At 39.9% G+C, this 21,618-nt stretch carries 18 protein-coding genes and 2 pseudogenes; 10 read left to right on the forward strand and 10 right to left on the reverse strand.

Annotated elements, in window-relative coordinates; genetic code table 11:
* Nucleotides 1–3: 3 nt before the first annotated feature.
* The 5 genes from CLW00_RS14675 to CLW00_RS14695 all read left to right on the forward strand — a co-directional run bounded on the left by CLW00_RS14675 (nucleotide 4) and on the right by CLW00_RS14695 (nucleotide 5,039).
* Nucleotides 4–288: an alanine--tRNA ligase gene (locus CLW00_RS14675; protein WP_106134445.1), complete on the forward strand. Its 285-nt coding sequence runs from the start codon at nucleotides 4–6 to the stop codon at nucleotides 286–288.
* A 1-nt stretch (nucleotide 289) separates the two neighbouring features.
* Nucleotides 290–574, forward strand: a complete 285-nt coding sequence (locus CLW00_RS14680; protein ID WP_106134446.1) for a cell division protein ZapA — start codon at nucleotides 290–292, stop codon at nucleotides 572–574.
* Nucleotides 575–638: 64 nt separating this feature from the next.
* Nucleotides 639–2,204, forward strand: a complete 1,566-nt coding sequence (gene rny / locus CLW00_RS14685) for a ribonuclease Y (protein WP_106134447.1) — start codon at nucleotides 639–641, stop codon at nucleotides 2,202–2,204.
* 443 nt (nucleotides 2,205–2,647) lie between these two features.
* Complete coding sequence (locus tag CLW00_RS14690; RefSeq protein WP_106134448.1) at nucleotides 2,648–3,439, forward strand: zinc-dependent peptidase; 792 nt, start codon at nucleotides 2,648–2,650, stop codon at nucleotides 3,437–3,439.
* 316 nt (nucleotides 3,440–3,755) lie between these two features.
* Nucleotides 3,756–5,039, forward strand: coding sequence for a M20/M25/M40 family metallo-hydrolase (locus CLW00_RS14695; RefSeq protein WP_106134449.1), 1,284 nt, complete (start codon nucleotides 3,756–3,758; stop codon nucleotides 5,037–5,039).
* Here CLW00_RS14695 and CLW00_RS14700 read toward each other — a convergent pair.
* From CLW00_RS14700 to CLW00_RS14720, 5 genes and pseudogenes are all read right to left on the reverse strand, one after another.
* Nucleotides 5,004–5,243 (reverse strand): hypothetical protein, encoded by a 240-nt coding sequence (locus CLW00_RS14700; protein ID WP_211300200.1) that lies wholly within the window; start codon nucleotides 5,241–5,243, stop codon nucleotides 5,004–5,006. The two genes, CLW00_RS14695 and CLW00_RS14700, sit on opposite strands and share 36 nt — an antisense overlap.
* On the reverse strand, nucleotides 5,212–5,424 hold the full coding sequence (locus tag CLW00_RS14705; RefSeq protein ID WP_106134496.1) for a hypothetical protein: 213 nt from the start codon (nucleotides 5,422–5,424) through the stop codon (nucleotides 5,212–5,214). The genes CLW00_RS14700 and CLW00_RS14705 overlap by 32 nt, the downstream gene beginning before the upstream one ends.
* Before the next feature lie 272 nt (nucleotides 5,425–5,696).
* Entirely contained in the window at nucleotides 5,697–6,041 is a 345-nt protein-coding gene (locus tag CLW00_RS14710; RefSeq protein WP_106134450.1) for a type II toxin-antitoxin system PemK/MazF family toxin, read from the reverse strand.
* A complete protein-coding gene (locus tag CLW00_RS14715) occupies nucleotides 6,028–6,261 on the reverse strand; it encodes a hypothetical protein (RefSeq protein WP_106134451.1) in 234 nt (77 codons plus the stop codon). The genes CLW00_RS14710 and CLW00_RS14715 overlap by 14 nt, the downstream gene beginning before the upstream one ends.
* A 172-nt stretch (nucleotides 6,262–6,433) precedes the next feature.
* Nucleotides 6,434–6,730 (reverse strand): annotated as a pseudogene (locus tag CLW00_RS14720) (efflux RND transporter permease subunit); the annotation flags it as partial.
* Between the two features lie 753 nt (nucleotides 6,731–7,483).
* Here CLW00_RS14720 and CLW00_RS14730 point away from each other — a divergent pair.
* The 3 genes and pseudogenes from CLW00_RS14730 to CLW00_RS14740 form a co-directional block, all read left to right on the forward strand.
* The gene (locus tag CLW00_RS14730) at nucleotides 7,484–8,626 is read left to right on the forward strand and encodes a YncE family protein (RefSeq protein ID WP_146131431.1); all 1,143 of its coding nucleotides are present in this window, start codon (nucleotides 7,484–7,486) and stop codon (nucleotides 8,624–8,626) included.
* 403 nt (nucleotides 8,627–9,029) lie between these two features.
* Nucleotides 9,030–10,181 carry a DUF4221 family protein gene (locus tag CLW00_RS14735; protein WP_106134455.1) on the forward strand — a complete coding sequence of 384 codons (1,152 nt, stop codon included), beginning with the start codon at nucleotides 9,030–9,032 and terminating at the stop codon, nucleotides 10,179–10,181.
* A 91-nt stretch (nucleotides 10,182–10,272) separates the two neighbouring features.
* A pseudogene (locus tag CLW00_RS14740) lies at nucleotides 10,273–10,542 on the forward strand (cysteine peptidase family C39 domain-containing protein); the annotation flags it as partial.
* A gap of 98 nt (nucleotides 10,543–10,640) precedes the next feature.
* On the opposite strand, the gene CLW00_RS14745 reads toward CLW00_RS14740, so the two are convergent.
* From CLW00_RS14745 to CLW00_RS14760, 4 genes are all read right to left on the reverse strand, one after another.
* Complete coding sequence (locus CLW00_RS14745) at nucleotides 10,641–10,832, reverse strand: type II toxin-antitoxin system PemK/MazF family toxin (protein WP_106134456.1); 192 nt, start codon at nucleotides 10,830–10,832, stop codon at nucleotides 10,641–10,643.
* Between the two features lie 212 nt (nucleotides 10,833–11,044).
* Nucleotides 11,045–14,152: an efflux RND transporter permease subunit gene (locus CLW00_RS14750; RefSeq protein ID WP_106134457.1), complete on the reverse strand. Its 3,108-nt coding sequence runs from the start codon at nucleotides 14,150–14,152 to the stop codon at nucleotides 11,045–11,047.
* A gap of 598 nt (nucleotides 14,153–14,750) precedes the next feature.
* Nucleotides 14,751–17,786 (reverse strand): efflux RND transporter permease subunit, encoded by a 3,036-nt coding sequence (locus CLW00_RS14755; RefSeq protein WP_106134458.1) that lies wholly within the window; start codon nucleotides 17,784–17,786, stop codon nucleotides 14,751–14,753.
* Nucleotides 17,787–17,790: 4 nt separating this feature from the next.
* Nucleotides 17,791–18,864, reverse strand: a complete 1,074-nt coding sequence (locus CLW00_RS14760; RefSeq protein WP_106134459.1) for an efflux RND transporter periplasmic adaptor subunit — start codon at nucleotides 18,862–18,864, stop codon at nucleotides 17,791–17,793.
* Between the two features lie 175 nt (nucleotides 18,865–19,039).
* Between CLW00_RS14760 and CLW00_RS21760 the strand changes: the two genes are divergently transcribed.
* On the forward strand, nucleotides 19,040–19,165 hold the full coding sequence (locus CLW00_RS21760) for a hypothetical protein (RefSeq protein WP_281257442.1): 126 nt from the start codon (nucleotides 19,040–19,042) through the stop codon (nucleotides 19,163–19,165).
* A gap of 246 nt (nucleotides 19,166–19,411) precedes the next feature.
* Complete coding sequence (locus CLW00_RS14765) at nucleotides 19,412–20,020, forward strand: Uma2 family endonuclease (RefSeq protein WP_106134460.1); 609 nt, start codon at nucleotides 19,412–19,414, stop codon at nucleotides 20,018–20,020.
* Nucleotides 20,021–20,199: 179 nt separating this feature from the next.
* On the opposite strand, the gene CLW00_RS14770 is transcribed toward CLW00_RS14765, so the two are convergent.
* Complete coding sequence (locus CLW00_RS14770; protein ID WP_106134461.1) at nucleotides 20,200–21,462, reverse strand: replication-associated recombination protein A; 1,263 nt, start codon at nucleotides 21,460–21,462, stop codon at nucleotides 20,200–20,202.
* Nucleotides 21,463–21,618: the final 156 nt, after the last annotated feature.

Below are 21,618 nucleotides of genomic sequence, written 5' to 3' on the forward strand. Positions count from 1 at the left end.
CACATGATTCACGAAGAACTTCAGCGAATGGAGAAGCTAGCCGCTCAGGTAGGCAAGAAACTCCGACACTTGGAAGAGGAAAATATGAACCTTTCCAAAGACCTTAATACCTTGCGTCAGAAGTTGGCAGATAAGGAGCAAGCGCTGGAGGATTTTAAAAATCAAATTAAAATAGCTAAACTTGTAAATAGCATACCGGTAGAAGATATGGAATCTGCCGAATTGAGAGAAAAAATCAATAATTACATAAAAGAGATCGACAATATAATTGCCTATCTGTCTGAATAATATGGAAACACTTTCTATCAGGTTGAAAATCGGAGATCGGGAATACCCCATGAAAGTGAAAGCTGAAGATGAAGCTAAAATCAGACATGCCGGCAAGTTGATCAACGATAAAATAAAGAGATATAGGGAAGAATTTGGTTTAGACGACAGGCAAGACTTACTGGCAATGGTGGCGTTTGACTCTATGGTGGAGTCCATGGAGCAAGACATGATCAACACCGAAGACAGTGAGTTGATCCGCTCAAGCGTAAAAAGAATCAATGACGAACTGGACACTCTATTGTAAATATTCCACTCTCATTTCAGGGTTTTTAAACTTCCCCGGTAGGTAAACATATATATATAAACCTATGGGAGAGTCATTATACATCATAATCGCAGGCGTAATAGGCCTGGGTTTGGGCGCAGTCATTTCTGGGCTATTTTTGAAAAACAACAGTAAAAAAATCGAGGAAGAGGCAAGGGAGAAAGCCAAAAGCATTATCAGAGAAGCTGAAATCACAGCTGAAGCCACCAAAAAAGACAAAATCCTCGAAGCCAAGGAAAAGTATTTGAGGCTCAAATCGGAGTTTGAAGAAGAGGCAAATAAAAAAAAGAACCTCATCATTACCAATGAAAACAAACTGAAGCAAAGAGAGCAAAGTCTATCCAAAGAACTGGAGCAAATCAAGAGGAAAGAAGCAGAGCTAGACAGCAAAAAAGAAAATCTTAGCGCACAACTTCATGCAGTTCAAATAAAAAAAGACGAACTGGACAGGGTTACCAATCAGCGAATTTCGGACTTGGAAAAAATTGCAGCGCTGACAAGAGAGGAAGCACGAGATCAATTGGTAGAAATGCTCAAAGATGAAGCTACTACCAAAGCTTCATCACAAATCAAGGACATTCTAGATAATGCCAAGCTCACAGCGACCAAGCAGGCCAAGAAGATAGTTTTGGACACCATCCAAAGAACCGCTACAGAACATGCCATAGAAAACTGTGTCTCTGTATTCAACATTGAGTCCGACGATGTCAAAGGGAAAATTATCGGCAGAGAAGGGCGTAACATCCGAGCCTTGGAAGCTGCCACAGGAGTAGAAATCATCGTTGATGATACTCCGGAGGCAATCATCATTTCAGGCTTTGATCCGGTAAGGAGAGAAGTTGCCAAACTTTCCCTTCACAGACTGGTACAGGATGGAAGAATCCACCCAGCAAGAATTGAAGAAGTCGTAGCCAAAACTGAAAAGAACATAGAGGACGAAATCATAGAAATCGGTGAGAGGACATGTATAGACCTTGGGATTCACGGTCTGCACCCAGAACTGATCAGGATGGTAGGTAGAATGAGATTTAGGTCGTCTTATGGCCAAAACCTCCTTCAGCACTCAAGAGAAGTGGCTAAGCTTTGTGCTACAATGGCAGCAGAAATGGGCTTGAACGCCAAGCTGGCCAAAAGAGCAGGACTGCTTCATGATATTGGAAAAGTATGGCCAGAAGAAGCCGAATTACCTCACGCGGTGTTGGGAATGGAACTGGCAAAAAAATACAAGGAGCATCCTGAAGTTTGCAATGCCATAGGTGCCCACCATGACGAGATCGAAATGACCTCCATGATATCACCGATTGTGCAGGCATCTGATGCCATCTCCGGTTCAAGACCAGGAGCACGTAGAGAAATCATGGACAGCTATATCAAGCGTCTGAAAGAACTGGAAGAGTTGGCACTTGCCTTTGATGGAGTCAACAAATGCTTTGCCATGCAGGCAGGACGTGAATTGAGAGTCTTGGTTGATGCTGAAAATGTAGATGATGCAACTGCAAGCAAGCTATCTTTTGACATCTCACAGAAGATCGAAAAAGAAATGCAGTATCCAGGACAAATCAAGATCACTGTAATCAGAGAAATGAGGGCAGTGAATTATGCTAAATAAATAATAAAATAATTAGCTATTTCACAAGTATGCACTGGAAAGGTGGTTTTCCACTAATTAGATATTCATGGATATTTTCTCTCTACCAAATGTTAATTCTCGAAATTTAAAGTAGTACTATGGTTGAGGATAATCATCAATAAATAAAATTGACTTTAAAAAAGGTGCAGGAAGAACTCTGCACCTTTTTTGTTTAAAAGTTATTCTTAAACTGTTAAAACTTTTCCAAAGTTTTATAGCTTTTCATCCTAACAAAACAACAAATTTGCATGTAAGCAATGGTCCCTATAATGCTTAAATCTCAATTCAAACAGTAAGTCTGAACCCAATTTCAATCAATATCGAATCCCAAAACTTCGGGATCGGGTAACTTAAAAAAGTAACAAAACTAAGATTGGAGCAAAATAAGGTCATAACATCATATCTCTTGAAAACTCTCTAAAATGCTTTTTTTACACAACCTTTTTTTCTCTCTCGGAGAACTGATTTACTCCAGTTTTTTAACCCTGAAAGTCCGCTCAAAAATTCAAAAACTCAGTAAAGGAGACACCAACATTCTGGAAAACCTTTTCCCTTATTACAAAAACCTGAATCAGGAACACCGCAAAGACTTTGTCTCAAGACTAGAATGGTTTATTGCCGAAAAGGAATTTGTGCCACGCGGAGATCTGAAAACAGTAACTCCGGAAATGAAACTCCTCATAAGTGCTACTGCCATTATGGTTACTTTTGGTTTCAAAGGAGTATTTCTTCGTCATTTCAGAAAAATCCTCATTTATCCCAACTCATACTATTCCTCCATCAACCAGCAATACCATTACGGAGAAGTTAATCCCAAACTGGGCATGATTGTGCTTTCATGGGAAAAGTTTGTGGAAGGATTTATGCATTCCCAAAGCGGTGTCAACCTAGGCATTCATGAGATGGCCCATGCCATGAAACTGGAAAACCAAATCCATTACAACCGGGAAAGTAATTTTTTCAACCCACATCGATGGGAAGTGTATGCCAAAGAAGCAAAGCAAGAACAAAATAAAATTCTCAAAGGAGAGTCCGATATTTTCAGAGCATCTGCGGGAAAGAACATGCATGAGTTTTTCGCGGTAGCCTTGGAAGTGTTTTTCGAAAAACCGCTTGAGTTTTCAACCTATAATCCAAAGCTTTATAAAAGCTTGGTTTACCTTTTGAAACAGGATCCTTTGGCTTTGAGTGGAAATGGGAGTAGTGCCGTTTAATCTATTTTAAATCGTACTTAAAATCACTTTATGTACACCACATCGGTAAAAAAAAATGAACTACCGTACACCTTTGTGCCTTTAGGCCTGCCTGTTCGGTAAGCTGGTACAAAATACATCTCGTACCTAAAGGCACGAAAACCGCCTAACAAACATCAATTCCTACCCACATTTTGTCCCTAAAGGGACTAAAAATCATCATTGTTTTTGCCTTGATTAGTAAATTTTCTTTTCTAAAAATTGAAATGATATTGACCAACGGTATTGCTAACCCGTTTATTTTTTGCCTATTTCGCTTCAACAGAATTCTTAACTTATGAACGTCAAAACCTTCTTTACCCTATTGGCACTTTTGCTTTGCAATCATCTTGTTTCTGCTCAGACCATACAGCCCCAATACCAAAAGCAAGTTTCTGCATTAGTCGAAAAACCGGAAATCAAAAAAGCATTTGACTATATCCGTGAAATCGATGAGCAGACGATCGCCGATATGATCACCTTGACTGAAATACCTGCCCCTTCTTATCATGAGGAGGAAAAAGGAAAAGCTTTAGCCGAAATGCTCAAAGCAGCAGGGGCAGATTCTGTATGGACAGATGAAGTCGGTAATGTCATTGGATTGAGAAAGGGAACAAAAAGGGAGAAAACCATATTGGTGGAAGGTCATTTGGATACTGTATTTCCTTTTGAAACTGATGTGACAGTCAAGCAAAGAGGTGACACGCTGTTTGCACCGGGGATCGGTGATGCCAGCAGATCGGTGGCGATGATTGTGGCTTTGTTGAAAACCATGCAAGCCAATAATATCCAAGCAGAACAGGACATCTGGTTTACCGGAACCGTTGGAGAGGAAGGCTTAGGGGATCTGTATGGCGTCAAACACCTCTTTAGAGATGGTGCACATCCTTTGGCTGCTCATATTGCCATAGATGGAGGAGGGTTGGAAGATATCGTCAATGGCGGCATTGGTTCATTGCGCTACAAAGTCACCTTCAAAGGCAGTGGAGGACATTCTTACGGCGCATTTGGCATTGGCAACCCGCACAACGCTCTATCTCAGGCTGTGGTGGCATTTGTACCCAAGGCTGATGCGTTTACCAAAGAAGGCCCTAAAACCACTTACAGCATTTCTGTACTAGGCGGAGGCACCTCTGTAAACTCCATCCCTTATGAATCATGGATGTTAGTGGATATGCGATCTGAAAGCCAGGAAAACCTGAAGGGAATCAATACGCTATTTTTAGAGTCCATGGAAGAGGGTTTGGAAAAGGAAAACCAAATCATCCGAAGGGGAAAACCACTGACAGTGGATATAGAAAAAGTCGGAGACAGACCCAGTGGTCTAGCCAGTCCTGAGACCCCATTGATCCAACAAACCATGGCCATTGCCAATTTCTTGACCGGAAAAGAACCCAGGTTAAGTTCAAGCTCTACCAATTCCAATATCGCTTTTTCCAAGGGTATACCAGCTGTGACCATCGGCAGAGGTGGAGAAGGTGGAAGCGTGCATTCTCTTGACGAATGGTGGATGAATAAAGACGGGTATTTGGGAATTCAGCAAGCCTTACTCTTGACGCTTATGCAGGCAGGGTATATGTAGTATATCATACCCCATTCGTTTAAACACTAGGATTAGCTTAGAAAAGTTCTCTTCTGATGTATCTATCCAAAAATCTACGTCGGCAGAATGGCGCTGATATCCATGAAAATTTACCGCTCCACCACCTACCAAAAGCATCCTTACACCTTCTCGGGATGCCTCTTTTAAAAATTCATCTATGTTTTGTTTCCAGATTTTTCCCATGTGTACTAGGCTCAATGACGAAATTTTCTTGTGAAGTTTTAACGGTTGTCTTGGAAGGAAACTTCAACACATTTTCGCAAAGATCCAGAAAGCTATTAAAACGTTCAATTGGTTCAAGTTTTAGAAAGGCTTCCTGTTGTTCCTGCTTACTTTCTTTTTTGGTTTGAAACTTAATTTCCATATCAGATGGATTTAGGTTTTTAAATATAACAAACTGATTTGAGATTTCTGAAAAAATTCCAACCCACACCTTTATCGCAGCTAACAAGATTTTAATAAATATGAAAATCCAAATAATTTAATATGTGTAACCGCTTTCATACCAGAAGAATCTAATTAATAGAATTAACCTCTGTTTTCGAACCAATATCTATTAATATCACTTTGCCAAATAAGCCTCTTTTAATTGATTGGTGGCATGATTGCGGATAATCATAAAAACTTTAAAATGCTTTAAAGATCAAGGACAATCAAGAGGTTTTCATTTACTTTTTTTACTTCACTAGCAGGTATAATGCCTATTTTTTTAATTAACCTTTTATTGTCAATTGCCCGCAATTGATCAATCATAATATCACATGATTTATCGACATTAGCGATACCTTTCTGAAGATGAACGCGTAGTATTTTACTGCTCGGCTGTACATTAGAAGTGATCGGGCAGACCAAAGTGGAGGGATGTACTTTATTGAGAAGGTCTGTTTGGACCACCAAAACAGGCCTGGTTTTACCCGCTTCTGTCCCGAATCTTGGATCAAGATTTGCCAACCAAACCTCGAACCTTTTAACCTTCCCCATCTTCAATTTGCTCAAATTCAGATAAAACCTGCATGGATTCCATACCTACAAGCTTAGATTCAGCAGCTAGGACCTTTTCTAAAAACTTCCGCTTTTGGATTTTATTATAATAAGCCAATGCCTCATTGACATAACGGTTCCTTGACTTTTCTAATTTGAATATAAGTTCCTCGGTTTCTTGGAATATATCATCATCCAATTTGAGTGATAGGTTTTTCATATTGTTTAGTAGTAAATACTAAAAGTATATACTTTTTTTCTTTTTGTATAGTTTTGGATTGAATAAATTTATTCTGCTTTAAAATTATCCAGACCATATTGCTCCTGATTTCTGATATCCAAATCTTCCAAAGAAATTTAAGGTTTGTTAGGGAATAAGAATTTCAACAAAATTACCTCACCCCATTCTTCCTCCACAAAAATACCGGCAAAGCCAAAAATACCCCCACCACACTGAAAACAAGCCCTCCAATGGTTCCGATGGCCAGGGAAAACCAGAAAATTTCGTTTTGGCCTTCCATGATAAAAGGAATCAAACCAAAACAGGTAGACAAAATCGTCAATAAAATAGGCACGGCTTTGCCTCCTACAGCTTTCACCACCCTGCGGTTGTATACCCCGATTTTTCTGTTGTTCAGGTCATTGACGATAAAGATGGCTGCATTGACCGCCACACCTCCCAAAATCATCTTTACACCTTCCCGTAATACTTCTTTTAAGATTTTTTTTGAAACTATAAAAAAAGTTTAAAATTATGCAGATTCCAAAATTACTTATCATTTAGTTTGAATTTAGGAGGGTAACCTGAATTGACAAAATAATATTTTGAATTATAGTATTTAAATAAGATAATATAGTAAGAAATTAAACTAAAAAGTTTATTTATTTTTTTGGAATTAAGACTTTTAATTTTAGGTTTCAGAAATAAATAAGCTCATTGAAAGATTATTTATGATTAAAATGTGTTTGTTAAACCATGTTTATCAATGGATATGGATCACCAATAGCTTAAACAATAGAAGATCTATATTTTATTCTGGAGTAATAAGTCAAGCTTGTACTATTTCTAATAAAATATCCAATCGCGATGAATGGTCAGAGTCTTCAGCTGACCTTAATGTCCGAGGAGTCTAATATTCAAAAAAATCCAAAGAAAATGAAAAAGTTCAACTTAGAAATGTTAAGACTTACTTCAGATAAGGTATTGGGAAGAAGTCAGATGAAGAAGATTACGGGGGGGTATAGTACAACCTTAAGATGTTCTGATTGGTCAAGAACAATGCAAGTGCACAGGTGCAATCAAAGCACCATTAACTTTTATTGTCGTGAAGGTGGCTCTTGTACCTGAAAGTTTTGAAGGATTGAATCTTTTTTTGGCAGCCCATTTAAGGGGCTGCCTCAATAAATACTTCATAATTATGGTTACTCTAAACAGGCTTCAAATGAGAAAAATCCTTAGGTTAATTGCATCGATTTCATTTTTACAGCTTATGACTTCTCCTTTCATACAAGCGCAAGTTAAGCTGGAAAAAGTCAATGAGTTCCGCATTGCCTCTTTTGAAACATTTGATATTGTAGACTATGATCCAGAAAAGAAGAACTATTTGGCATATGCACCAAGAGTTTCCGGGTTTGAGGTTGTTGTTATTGATGAAAAAGGGAGAGTTTTAAGTAAAAAAAACCTTCAAGGGCAAGGTCCGGAGCAATTCAATTCTGCTTTGAATTTTCTGGGCTTTTCTGGTTCTGAAAACATTTTGGTCATTACCCCAAACGAACTCATTACTTACGATAATCAGCTTAATTATAAAGGAAGAAAAAAACTTTTAGTAGAAGACATATTTGTCACTTCAAGACTGACTAGTGCTCCAATTTTTTACTACCCAGAAGATAAACAGGGAAAACAGGTGTACGCTGTTGCCCCTTCTCTAACGTCAGTTTTTATGACAGTAAGTAGTCTTGAAAACCAGTTTCTTGTTAAATTCTTTGATCCTGACTCAAATAAGCAAATTAGTTTCTTGCCTCTAAAGGATAGAAGTATTTATGGCAAGTTGGATAAAAGTGTTTTTCCTATGTATGCCCCAATAGTTACAATCGATAGAAACAAGAAAACTTTATATGCGACAGCCACATTGGACGGGGAAATTTCTGTCATGGATATCCCGTCAGGTAAGGTGATTTCCACGGTTAAAATCAACCATGGGAAATTCGGTAGTTTTAATAAGTTTCCAGTTAGTGACAGATCATTGTCGAGTTATTCCCAATATACACTTGCCTCAATGAACCAAAAATTGGTCAGCATTGAAGACGGGGTATTTGTTTTGGATTATGTCAGGGAAATCGAAAAGGAAGTTTTTGAAAGGAATTATCAGGAGGATCCCAAATACCATCACTTTCAGGATCCCAAATACCACCGCATGATCTTCTTTGATGAGAAAATACAACTTTCAAATGATATTCCAATGCCCAAAAATGGTAAATTGATGATTAGCCTTCCAGGCAATAGGCTACTCTTCAAGATTGTTGACCCGGAGGTAGAATTGGATTTTATTAGATATGAAGTTTATAAAGTTGTTCTAAATAAATGAGATGAAAATAGGACTTATAAAAATATTCAATCGCGATGAATGGTCACAGGCTTCGGGTGACTTTAATGTCCGATGAAAGTAATATTTAATAAAATCTAAAAATCATGAGAAAGTTAAATTTAGAAATGCTCAGACTTACTTCAGATGAGGTATTGGGAAGAAGTCAAATGAAAAAGATTACGGGGGGGGTAACACTTATTCATGTAGATGCTATGGAAGTGTAGGCCAATGGACGGGGAATTATTCAAGTGATCTAGATGCAGCAAGAGCAATAGGGACTTGGTGTGCAAGTGGAAATGGTTCTTGTTCAATGATTTAAATTTTTTCAATTATAAAAAAGTACTTAATGCGTTGGTTCCTTCGCATTATGAAGGGACTAACGCATTAATTTATTTTACTAAACATGAAAAAACTGATATTTATTTTAGTCTTTCTAAGTTTTTCTTGCTCAAAAAAAACTGACACAAACAAATTGGGCTATTTCACAGGTACCCATATTTCTATAGACACCTTAGTTATTTATTCAAATAATGAAATTATCTATACTACCAAAAAAATTACTGGATCCGACATCAGTTTAGACAGGAATTACTTATTCAATTTTAACGCCTTTGACCATACGCTTGAACAAATCAACTTGGATAAGCTTAAGCTCGAGAAAAAACTTCCATTTGAAAAAGAAGGCCCCAATGGTACAGGTTATTTTGTCGATTATATAAATATTACAGAAGATAATTATGTTTTGGTAAAAGGAATCAATAAAACCGAACTCTTTAATCTAAATGGGGAGAAATTAAGAACAATAGAATATGAAAACTATTCTTTAGGTTGGGATAAAGGTGGAGAAGTACATATTCCAAGTCCTTTGCTTGACACCTATTTTGATAGATTGTTTGTGCTTATTAACAAGGAACTGGAAAAAAGCTATGCTCTGGGGATCCTTGATACCGAATCAAATGAAATTAACTCAATATCATTAAATTCATACCAGGGCTTTGAGTATTACACCTTTAGCATAACCGTATCTAAAGCTACCATCAATACTCCTCAAAAAATTTATTTAAGCTTATTTGATAGGAAGTTGATGTTGTCAAATCAAGTAGATAATGGGATTTTATTATATGATATTGAAGATAATAGAATTTATACCAAGTTTAATCATAGTCAACTGCATAATGATAAAAAGGAGAAAGATTATCAATTTGAACATGAATCATTTGAAAGTAAAGATGCTGAATACAGTAAGTTTCTTCAAGAGATCAATTTCTTGCACCCTTTTTGGGATGAAATAAACCAGATTTTTTTCCGATTCTCCTATGAGGAATTGGAATCTGGTAATAAGGATGATGATCATGTAAAAATAAAAACATACTTGACTGCTTTGGACAAAGATTTTAATCTGTTGGGCGAAATGTACCTACCCGAATTAAATAAATTACCTTTAGAAGGTACTTACACCCAATTTCCAAAACATTTTGCCAAAGATGGAAATATCTGGATATATGAAAATATTAATGATGAGATGGGTTTTGTGGTTTTGACTATATCTAAATAAAATGCTAGAGTACTTATTTACCAAGTAACCTTTTACTCTTTAAAATTTCCTCTTGAAAACCACCTTCCCCTTCTAAAAACAACCCGACTTTAAAGACTGGGGGCCCACCTGTCTAAGAATAGTCGCTAAGCACTTTGGCATGCTGATCTCCTTAAAGGAAATACGTGAAATATCAGAAACGACAAGGGAAGATAGCAGCTTGCTAAAACTAAGTAATGCCGCAGAGGCTATGGGATTTAAAACTATTGGGACCAAGATGGATTTATTTAAACTTTATATGGCTCCTTTACCACGTATTCCGGGTCATTCGGAGCCTGTGTCTTCGGATCGTTGGTATTTAAGCCATTGGCTTGATTGTTAATGAAGTAAAATACTCCTTTACCATGAGTTCGAAGGCACAGCCTTCGGACAACTGAGGAAAGATACGGTCCATATTTCTAATCCAGCCTATGGTCTGATTCAATATACCAAGGAAGAATTCATTTCACGATGGATCGGCAACAATGCCAATGAGCAGACCAAAGTGGAGGGATGTACTTTATTGAGAAGGTCTGTTTGAACCACCAAAACAGGCCTGGTTTTCCCCGTTTCTGTTCCGAATCTTGGATCAAGATTTGCCAACCAAACCTCGAACCTTTTAACCTTCCCCATCTTCAATTTGCTCAAATTCAGATAAAACCTGCATAGACTCCATGCTTACGAGCTTAGATTCAGCAGCCAGAGCCTTTTCTAAAAATTTCCGCTTTGGATTGGATAAATTTGTTCTGCTTTAAAATTATCCAGACCATATTGCTCCTGATTTCTGATATCCAAATCTTCCAAAGAAACATAAGGCTTATCAGGAAATAAGGATTTCAATAAAATTATTCAACCCCATTCTTCCTCCACAAAAATACCGGCAAAGCCAAAAATACCCCCACCACGCTGAATATCAATCCGCCAATGGTCCCTATGGCCAGTGAAAACCAAAAGATCTCATTTTGGCCTTCCATGATAAAAGGAATCAAACCAAAACAGGTAGACAAGATTGTCAGCAAAATAGGCACAGCCTTGCCTCCGACAGCTTTCACCACCCTGCGGTTGTACACCCCGATTTTTCTGTTGTTCAAATCATTGACAATAAAGATGGCAGCATTGACCGCCAAGCCTCCCAACATCACAAATGCCGCATATCCTCCCTGGTCAAAGTAAAAATCAAAAAGAGAAAAAATCAGGAACAGGCCGATAAAGGAAATTGGAATAATGACGATAATGTAAAATGGCTGTTTGAGGTTTTCGAAGAGTATGGAAGTAATGAAAAATATCCCCACCACCAAAACCAATATCAAGCTATACTGCCTTTTGGCCTTGTCAAAATTCCAGGACCAGGTATTTTTCTCAGCAGTGTATCCAATCGGCATCAGGGTTTTCATTTCTTTCAATACCTCATCGAGGTATTCATTCCCAAACTTGGCAGAGCCCATATATTCAAAAGCCACCAAGCGGATATATTGCCTGTCCTCCTTGTGCAAGGCAGTGGTAGTGGTTTCCTTTTGGAGGCTGCCGAAACTACTGACTTTGAACACCCGGTCTTCACCGGCAATCATACTTTGCTCCTCCAAGTCATAGCGGGAAAAGCCTGCTGAAGTTTTTTCTCTGACCACCACGCCATAATTTTGATCATCCAAGGTCAGGTAAGCAGTTGGGTTCTGAGGTTTGGAAATATCACCCAAAGCGGATACCAGTTCATATTGATTCGTGCCTTGGAGTGCCATGGCAGCCTGGTCCAACCTGAGCACAAATTCTTCAGATTTCAGTTCATTCCAGCCCAAACGCTCGTTGGTATTGACTTCTTGGATACGTTTATGTTGCAAAAGTTTCTCTGCCAAAACCTCTGCCTGTCTCTCCAATTCATCAAAATTATAACCTTTCATAGATACCCTAAAAGAAGGGATTCCTTCTCCTCCTGCACCAGTGTAAAAGCCCTGCCCTACTCCATAAATAGTCCACCTTGCCCCGGACCAATCGGTGGACTTTACTGAAAGCCTTCCCTTCAGTTGGTAGGGCAAAGCACTTTTCTCATATTCCTCTTTGAAGGTGATCACAATCTGCCCAAACTGTCCCGATGGCACATAGGTCACAAACTGATCTATACCCTCAACTCCTTTCAGGTACTTTTCAAATTCCTTAATCAAGAAATCCATTTGGTCCAAAGTATTGCCAAATGGCAAGCGGGCATTGACATATAGCCTCGTTTTCTCTGCCTCTCTGTAACTTGATTTTTCAAAAACTCCCCGCACAAACATCCTCAATGAACCTCCCAATGCTTTGTCCACATAAGGTCTCATCTCTTCCTGATAAAAAGTGCTTCCAACGGATTTGTTGTACCACTCCTGCCCCTCCCACTTTGCCGGAAGGTAGAATATAGGAATGCCAAAGAGCAAAATCAGGGCAGTCACAAATGCTTTTCTATACCTGGCAAAAAAGTCAATTCCTCCTGAATAAAACTGAAAGGCTTTTGCCCGTTTTCTCAACTGCTTAAAAGTAAGCTGTCTTCCTTTTTTGGCTTTGTCCCCAAAAAGCAAAGCATACATGGCAGGTGTGAAAAACAAGGCTACCAATAGCGAGACACCCAACATCACCGAAACTACAATCGAAAACTCAGAGAGATTTTTCCTGTCTTCCTCTGGTAGGAAAAACACAATCATCAATGCTGCAATCGTGGTCAGGGATGCTGCTAACAAGGCCACAAACACATTTCTGTTTTTATGCTTGTGCAAATGGTCAATCATGATGATGGCATTGTCCACGATCAAGCCAAATGAAATAGTCAAACCCGCTAAAGAGTATAAGTGGATATCAACCTTGAGTAGGTATAGAATAATGGCGGTAATGCTAAGGTTGACGACGATACCCAAAAACAGCGTCGAAAGGTATCGTAGATTCCTATTGATCAGAAAAATAAAAACCACAAGGATCAGGATAGAAAGGCCCGATCGCTTGTAGATCTTGTTCATTTCCTTTTCCAAAAACTCCGTGTCGTCATTCTCCAACCTTACCTCCACGCCTGCAGGAAGCTGTTTCTGAGCCTCTTGGACTGCCGCTTTGATGTTTTTGGCCAACAAAATCTTATTCACCCCATCCCTGTTGATAATGGACAAAGTCACAGAATTGTTGCCATTGATGCGGTAATAGGATTGGGCTTCGGCTTCTTCAAGGGTGATCTGAGCCAAATCCCTTAGCATGACTTCTTTTCCCGATTGGGTGGTGATGATCAGGTTTTCGAGTTGGGAAATATCTTGTAATGACCTGTCAACTTGGATAAAAAGGGTTTCCTCTCTGTTGTTGACCACAGCACCGGGGTATGACCTGCCAAAAGCATTTCGGATGACCGATTCTACCGCCCCTTTACTTAAACCCAGGCTTTGCAGTCTTTGGATGTCGTAAGTGATATATAGCTGCAGGTTGTTTGCACCACGGACGGCAATCTCTTCTATTTCTTCAAAGCGGTTGAGAGAAGATTTGAGTACATCTTCGGTGATTTTTTTAATTTCAAAAGTGGCAAAAGGCCCATTGACAGAATAGGTCAAAATCGGGGTTTTCATTTCCGATCTCCTTTCTTCCGATTGGGTAACCAAGGGATAACTTACCTTTTGGTCCAGGGAAGGATATACTTGCCTGACAATAGACGACACCTCGAATTTTTTGAATTCCATGTCGGTGTTTTTGTCAAATCGAAGCGTGATATTTCCTCTGTCGTAATTGGATACAGAATAGATCCTTTTCAATTCAGCCAATTGAGAAAGCGCTCCTTCCAATGGAGATGTGGCCAGTTTTTCTACCAGTTCAGGAGAGGACTGCGGCACGCTGTAACTGACAGTCAATACAGGTTCCCGTTCTCTGGGATTCAGGTCCACAGATAGCTTGGGCACCAAGGCAAAGCCAATGATACTCAACACTACAAACGCTATGATTACCCTAAATGGAGTCATGGGGAAAATGTAGATTTTTGATTTAAGATTTTTGATTGACGAGGCTCAATCTCTATTGAACTTTGTTTTAAGATTTCTCACTTGCTTTTTATTATTTTTTATTCTTTGTAAATCATTTTACTTTTCGTCTCTCGCTTTTTAAGTAATCTGCTGAACTGAACTTAAATAAGTCTCATAATCCGTAAACCTGCCTAACGGATAGGCAGGTCGTCATTTGTAAATTGGCTTACTACTTTTGTCTGTTATTTAATATCGTCCGTGCCTACGGCACTATATCACTCCTCCATTAATTTCTGATCCCGGCAATAAATTACCGGGCTATTATTTCGGTCATGCCTATGGCATTGATTCATCGTCATTAAGATGGGATCGTTCAAGAATTCTTCCTTTCACCCAACATCCCCGAAATACTCCAGGGCAGGCTTTCAACATTTCAATTCCTAATTCCTCGTTTGCAAGTCCATTCAACCATCCTACCAAAAAAGGCTTCTTAATTCGTAAATCTGCCTAACGGACAGGCAGGTCTTCATTCGTAAATATTCTGTCATTCTTCATCCTGTCCTCAACTCTTAACCTACAGATTTCTTAAATCTAAAATCTAAACTTCCGCCTTTCCCCTCGCCAAAACCCAATACGCCAATGGCACAAAGTACATCGCCGTAAAGGTGCCGATGGTCAATCCTCCAATCACGGAAAACACCAATGGACGCTGAAGGTCAGCTCCCAAACCTGAACTGAAAACCACTGGCAACAAAGCCAGAATAGTTGTAACTGAGGTCATCAGTATCGGTTTGAGTCGGATTTCTCCTGCTTCATACATGGCTTGTTCCAAGGCTTTTGCCGGAGAAAGTGTATCCACATATTTAACCCTAAGTCGGTTGATGGTATCAATTTTTAGAATGGCATCATTGACCATAATCCCCAACATCACGACCAAACCTATAGCTGACATGACATTCAGCGAGGTCCCGGTCAAGAGCAAGACAGTAAATGCACCTGCAATTCCCAGAGGCAAAGTGAATATCACCACCAAAGGCTGCACAAAGCTCTCAAACTGTGCCGCCAAAATAAAGTAGAGCAGCAGCACCGCCACCATCAATATCCCCAACAACTCACTGATGGTCTCTCTGTCTTTAAAATATTGTCCAACAAATGAAACCCCAAGGTTTCTCTGGTTACCCCAATTCAGGATTTCCTGATTGTACTGGGCAGGCTCATTTTCTTCCAAATACAAGGATTGGAAAACCCCTCCTTTGTCCGCTGTAACAAATTTGTAATGGTTTTCATATTCAAAACGGATAAAATTAGCCAAAGCATATTCCTGCCCGTCCTTGCCTTGGATATAGGAATTGCGCAACAAATCTTCGAAATCTCTTTTATCCGCTTTTAACTTAATCGGGGTGATTTCACCAAACCTTTTGATGTCTGTAATGCCATACACGCCGAAAAGTCGTTTTACCTTTTCCTGAAGGTCATTGGGGTTGACACCATAAGTGGCCATTTCAGTTGACTTCAGCCTGAATACTACCGAGGCTTCTTTTTGCAATCCAGGTCCTCTAGAAAAGTCCTCTACTGGAAACTCTCCCAACCATGTATCCATTTCAGCCTCTCCAACAGGTTTTTTGGTGGTCAGGTCTTTCCACCTGACTTCGTAATACGGCAAGTTGGAAGCGAAAAGTTGGTCAAAAGCATTCGGAGCATCTTCTGTTTGCACCACTGCATTGGAAAAATTTTCCTGAATCAATTGTTCCATACGAAGCATTTGATCCTCCTTTTGTTCTTGATTTTCAAAAAGGAAATAAAGGGTTGATTCCTGCAAAGAACTTTCACCATCAAACAATAAAAACTGTCTCACGCCAACATCACTTTCAGCCTTGAGGTATTTTCCGCTCATTGCTTCCAACAGAGAAAGTACACGGTCTCGGTTTTGGATAACACCAATCGGTTCATTCCAGTTGACGGTCAAAATTGCATCTGTTTTCTCTATCGGAGGAAGGCCTCTGGTTTCCAACAGCAAGGCCAAAGCCAATCCAGCCGGAATCAACACCACAAAAAGGACAAAACTGAGTTTTCTATTACTGAAGATCTTTTTGTATAACTTTTTATACCCTCCCAAAATCTTGATAAATAACCTAGAGTCTTCTTGTATGGGTTTGTCTTTTGGATGATTTCGGAAGAAGAATCTATAGAGCATGGGCAAAAAGATAAATGCCACCAATAGAGACACGCCCAAGATAGCCGCTACAGCCACCGCCTGATCAAAGAACAGGGCTCCGGAAATTCCTGAAAGAAAAACCAACGGAACAAATACCGCCAAAGTCGTCAGCACGGAGCTGATCAAGGCAGACATGACTTCGTTGACTCCTTCCACACAGGCTTCAAAAAGCGGTAAACCTTCTTTTCTCTTTCTGGTGATATTATCCAATACGATGATGGAATTGTCAATCAGCATCCCCAAACCCAAAGCAAGGCCTGAAAGGGAAATCACATTGATGGAGATATCGAAGAAATAGAATACCAGAAAGCTGATGATCAGAGAAGAGGGCAGTGATAGTCCAATGATGATGGGGGTTCGGTAATTCCCCATAAAAACAAACAAAACCCCAAAGGCGAAAAGACCTCCAAAAAGCAAACTGGTTTGTAGATTGCTGATCCCTGCATTGAGCAAAACCGACTGGTCTTGGGTCATCTCAAATGCCACCTGCGGATAATCAGTTTTGAAGATTTCCACCGCCTCATAGATTTTAGGCAGCAATTCATTCATTTTGGCAGCAGCTTGTTTGTGTACCGTGATGACCAAGCCTTCTTCTTGCCCAAAAAGGTGGTAACCCAAAGGTTCACTCGTCTCATATTGTACAGTGGCTACCGTACTTAAATCCACCGTGACACCTTCGGAAGAAGTCACTGGAAGTTTCATGATATCTTCAGGACTATCCACCCTTGTGGCCAACCTCAAATAATACCGAAACTGCCCATCTTCTACCGAAATTCCCGGAAGTTCCTCATTGCCATATTTGACGGCATTGATGACGTTTTCTTCAGTCATTCCAAGCCCGCGGAGGATTTCAATCTTTGGGCTGACAGTAATCATCCGTTCTTTTTTCCCATTGATATCTACCAAAGAAACTCCCTCCAACTGCTCCAGTCTTTTCTTGAGGACATTTTCTGTAAGCAAACTGACTTCTGTAAAATCAAATCCTTCCTTGGGCACTACCTGCACCCTTACGACAGGAATATCATTGGTATTGATTCGGATGACTTGTGGGCGGCTGAGGTCAGATGGCAAGGTATTGGTCAAGCGGTCAATTTTTTCATTGACTTCTATATAGGCCAGTTCCATTCTGGTACCATAATCAAACGTCAGCCTGATAGTCCCCACTTCCGAACCCGCCTTGCTGTCCATATCTTCCAAGCCACCTAGCGTCATTAGACCTTCACGGATAGGAGAAAGCACATTTTGCTCGATGGCCTCAGGGGAAGCATTGGGGTAATTGACTTTGACCAGAATCTGAGGAACGTCAATGGGAGGCAGCAACGAAATCGGAAGTGTACGGAAAACGATGACTGAAAAAACCATCAAGGCCAAAAATGTCATCAGCACTGCAATAGGTCTTGCCAATAAAAACCTTACCATAAGCCTATTCCTTTACCACCTGTACAGGCGCCTGATGTGCCAATTGAAGATTATTGCTGATAATCACGGTTTCCCCTGCTTCAATCCCACTCAATACCTCTACTTCACGGCCATTGTCTTTTCCAGCCTCCACATAATTCCACTTGGATTCATTGCCATTGACCACAGTGAAGACCACAGGCCTGCCTGACCTGGATACTACTGCTTGCTTGGGCACTACTATGCTGTTGTTTTGCGGTGCTTTGATAATGGCCCTGGCATTCATTCCCGGCAAAAGTCCTTTGCCATCCGTCACTTGTATGCCTACCTGAACCAATCCGTTTTCATCCACCTTGGGATTGATGCTGCGTACTTTTCCTGTATATACTCCTCCACCAGAACCTACAGGGGTAATTTCAGCTACCTGACCCATTCCGATCATATGAATATCAGATTCCAATACTTTGACCTTGAGTTCCAGCTGAGAAGGGTTAATGATTTCCAATAATTCATCGCCTGCACTGACCAATGAACCTGTTTTGGATTGAAGATCAGCAACCCTTCCGGAAGTAGGGGCCTTGATGATGCTTTTTTCAAGTTCGAGTTCGGCTTCTTTCAGTTCCAATTGTGCGGTAAACAATCCACTTTTGGCCATCAACTGATCCCTAACTGGGATTATCCTTACAGAATCACCTGATGTGAAAATTCCATCAAAACTAAGAATCTCTGACTGGTAGGTGGCTTCAGCATTTTTAAGGTTGATTTTGGCTTTTTCGAGTTTGAAAAGGCTTTCTGTCTGATCCAACTTGGCCAGCACTTTTCCTTTTTCCACATAATCGCCTTCTTTCACGGCCAACTCAGTCAGATAGCCTGACCTTTCAAAAATCACCTTGAGTTGATCCAGTGCTTCGATTTTCCCCGAGGCATTGATGAGGTAGTCAAAAGTTCGTTTTTCGGAGACAGCAACCCTCACCGGAGTAGGTTCCACTTCACTTCGAAAGCTATCCATAGGCTGTTCCTGCGAAGTAGTCTTTTCCTCAGAACAGGAAGAAGCCAATCCAGTCAAAAGAACCAAAACAACAATTAATCTCAAATTCATACAAGTTTCTTGAAAACAATACTTAAATAAACTAAGAAATTAAATAAATCAAAAAGAATTGGAAAAAAGATGTTGGTTGAGGATCAATTAAGTTCAGAAAACCCACAAACATCCTTTGTGTTACAGAGGCTCATTTTTGACAATACAAAAAAGTTTATTCTGGTTTTTTAGTCAATTGAAACGGATAAGTAAAAACCTCAAAGACAAAAAAGTCATCCGTGACAACGGCATCAAGGACAGCATCAACATCGCTGATCTCAAACAGAAAATTGAGAAGGTGGATGAATTCAGGTTCCTTTAGAAATTAAGATGTAGTATTCCGCTTGAATTAACTCGCCTCTAAAAAAGGGGATCAATGGATATTGATGGATACTAAATAGATATTAGGATATTTCAAGAGGCTTTTCGGGATTCAAGGGTTGAATTAGTGAAAAACCTGCCAGGTTTTTAAGCTTTATCAGCTTTAAATTAAATCATATCAGTAAGAAAGCTGGCAGGTTTAATGAATCCAGTTTGATAACTGACGTCAATTTTAGTAAATTCAACTATGGAAAAAGAGGCGTCTAAATCATTGGTAAAAGAGCCCGATTTGAGTTACGGGAAATATTCCTACGCCGACTACCTGACCTGGGAGATGGAGGAAATGGTCGAGCTGATCAAGGGCAAGATTTTCAAAAAAACCGCTGCTGCTCCACGAAGAATTCATCAATGGCTGACAGGAAACCTTTACACTGAAATGAATCTTTTTTTGAAAGGAAAAAAGTGCCAGGCCTATATTGCACCATTCGATGTGAGACTTCCGGTCAAGTCCAAAAAAGACGAACATATCCATACTGTGGTGCAACCGGATATCTGCGTGGTTTGTGACTTGGAAAAATTGGATGACAAAGGCTGTGTGGGTGCCCCTGATCTCGTGGTGGAAGTACTTTCTCCAGGCAATAAGCAGATGGAACTTCAGCGAAAATATGAAGTATATGAGGAATCAGGTGTAAAAGAATATTGGATCGTGGATCCGGAAGGGAAAACTGTTTTGATCTACACCTTGACCCAAGGAAAATATTCTGCCTCGCGCTGGATGACCGAAGGTGATGTAGCGAGGTCTTCCGTGATTCCCGGTTTTGAACTGGATTTGGACGAATTTTTTAAAGACGCTTAAACAAACCTATTACCCTACTCAGCTTTGACTTTAGCACATTTTTTTTAATTAAGGATTGCTTCGAGTCAATATCTATTAATATCAAATATCAATGAATAACTTGTCCGCCGTGGTGGATCGAAATTAACCTATAACAGGTCTCATTTCAATAGTGGGAGAGTTTCCTATATATATAAATCCTAATACCCATACTTCCCTTTCCATCTGGAATTCAAATACTTTCTGAGTTCATTTTCACGGGCATTATTGCCTGGGTCATAGAGTTTGGAGTTCTTGATTTCATCAGGCAAAAATTCCTGAGCTACAAAATTCCCTTCATAGTCATGTGAATACTTATACTCCTTGCCATAGTTGAGATCTTTCATCAACTTGGTTGGAGCATTGCGCAAGTGCAGTGGAACAGAAAGGTCGCCTTTTTCTCTAACCAAGGCCTGCGCTTTATTGATCGCCATATAAGAGGCATTGCTTTTAGGGCTGCTTGCCAAATACGTGACGCACTGAGAAAGAATTATTCTTGCCTCTGGATAACCTATGATTTTCACTGCTTCAAAACAATTGGTTGCCAATAACAAAGCATTTGGATTGGCATTGCCAACATCTTCAGAGGCCAGAATGACTAAGCGGCGTGCGATAAACTTCACATCTTCTCCCCCCTCTATCATTCTCGCCAACCAATACACCGCTGCATTGGGATCAGACCCCCGGATGGATTTGATAAAAGCAGAAATGATGTCATAATGTTGTTCGCCTGACTTGTCATACAAAGCTACTTTTTGCTGCGCGATGGTGGTCACGATTTCATTTGTAATCACACAGGGCTCTTCATTGATTCCTTCGATGACAATTTCAAACAGGTTCAATAATTTCCGGCCATCTCCTCCAGACAGCCTCAACAAAGCTTCAGTTTCTTTTAACTCAACAGTTTTCTTTTTTAGCAGAATATCCTTTTCCAAAGCCTGAACCAGCATACCTTCCAATTCAGATTTGCCCAGTGGATTTAAAGTGAAAACCTGACACCTTGAAAGCAAGGCAGCATTGACTTCAAAAGATGGGTTTTCAGTTGTTGCTCCTATCAAGCGGATCACACCTTTCTCTACCGCTCCCAATAAGGCATCTTGTTGAGATTTGTTGAAGCGGTGGATTTCATCAATAAAAAGTACCACGCCCATTTGAAACCTAGCTTTCTCGATTACTTCACGGATATCCTTCACTCCAGAGCTGATCGCACTCAAAGTATAAAAAGGAGCTTTTATTTCATTGGCTATGATATTGGCAATGGTGGTCTTGCCCACTCCCGGAGGTCCCCAAAGGATCAGCGAGGGCACATTACCGGATTTTATGGCTTTATGCAAAAAAGAAGTTGGCGCCGAAAGGTGTTCCTGTCCAATAAGTTCTTCCAAACTTGTCGGACGCATTCTTTCTGCCAGTGGGGTATTGCTCATTTTTCATTTGGATTTATAAAAATGCAAATTAACAATATGCTTTGGCTTTGCGGGATAATTGCACGAATAAAGGTGTGCAAAGAAAACTTAATCACTAAGAAAGAGTACAACAAATTGTACAATAAAAATACTGTTTTTATCTTGTGAAAAAATTAA

Origin of the sequence: Mongoliibacter ruber, from assembly GCF_003003005.1 — a bacterium.
In the GTDB taxonomy this organism is placed as follows: domain Bacteria; phylum Bacteroidota; class Bacteroidia; order Cytophagales; family Cyclobacteriaceae; genus Mongoliibacter; species Mongoliibacter ruber.

Excerpts from the sequence above, each read along its gene's own strand:
- CLW00_RS14680 (WP_106134446.1), top strand. The coding sequence starts at position 290 with ATGGAAACACTTTCTATCAGGTTGAAAATCGGAGATCGGGAATACCCC.
- rny (WP_106134447.1), top strand. The coding sequence starts at position 639 with ATGGGAGAGTCATTATACATCATAATCGCAGGCGTAATAGGCCTGGGT.
- CLW00_RS14745 (WP_106134456.1), bottom strand. The coding sequence starts at position 10,832 with ATGGGGAAGGTTAAAAGGTTCGAGGTTTGGTTGGCAAATCTTGATCCA.
- CLW00_RS14760 (WP_106134459.1), bottom strand. The coding sequence starts at position 18,864 with ATGAATTTGAGATTAATTGTTGTTTTGGTTCTTTTGACTGGATTGGCT.
- CLW00_RS14695 (WP_106134449.1), top strand. The coding sequence starts at position 3,756 with ATGAACGTCAAAACCTTCTTTACCCTATTGGCACTTTTGCTTTGCAAT.
- CLW00_RS14690 (WP_106134448.1), top strand. The coding sequence starts at position 2,648 with ATGCTTTTTTTACACAACCTTTTTTTCTCTCTCGGAGAACTGATTTAC.
- CLW00_RS14715 (WP_106134451.1), bottom strand. The coding sequence starts at position 6,261 with ATGAAAAACCTATCACTCAAATTGGATGATGATATATTCCAAGAAACC.
- CLW00_RS14750 (WP_106134457.1), bottom strand. The coding sequence starts at position 14,152 with ATGACTCCATTTAGGGTAATCATAGCGTTTGTAGTGTTGAGTATCATT.
- CLW00_RS14705 (WP_106134496.1), bottom strand. The coding sequence starts at position 5,424 with ATGGAAATTAAGTTTCAAACCAAAAAAGAAAGTAAGCAGGAACAACAG.
- CLW00_RS14730 (WP_146131431.1), top strand. The coding sequence starts at position 7,484 with ATGAGAAAAATCCTTAGGTTAATTGCATCGATTTCATTTTTACAGCTT.
- CLW00_RS14755 (WP_106134458.1), bottom strand. The coding sequence starts at position 17,786 with ATGGTAAGGTTTTTATTGGCAAGACCTATTGCAGTGCTGATGACATTT.
- CLW00_RS14675 (WP_106134445.1), top strand. The coding sequence starts at position 4 with ATGATTCACGAAGAACTTCAGCGAATGGAGAAGCTAGCCGCTCAGGTA.
- CLW00_RS14765 (WP_106134460.1), top strand. The coding sequence starts at position 19,412 with ATGGAAAAAGAGGCGTCTAAATCATTGGTAAAAGAGCCCGATTTGAGT.
- CLW00_RS14710 (WP_106134450.1), bottom strand. The coding sequence starts at position 6,041 with ATGGGGAAGGTTAAAAGGTTCGAGGTTTGGTTGGCAAATCTTGATCCA.
- CLW00_RS14735 (WP_106134455.1), top strand. The coding sequence starts at position 9,030 with ATGAAAAAACTGATATTTATTTTAGTCTTTCTAAGTTTTTCTTGCTCA.
- CLW00_RS14770 (WP_106134461.1), bottom strand. The coding sequence starts at position 21,462 with ATGAGCAATACCCCACTGGCAGAAAGAATGCGTCCGACAAGTTTGGAA.
- CLW00_RS14700 (WP_211300200.1), bottom strand. The coding sequence starts at position 5,243 with ATGGGAAAAATCTGGAAACAAAACATAGATGAATTTTTAAAAGAGGCA.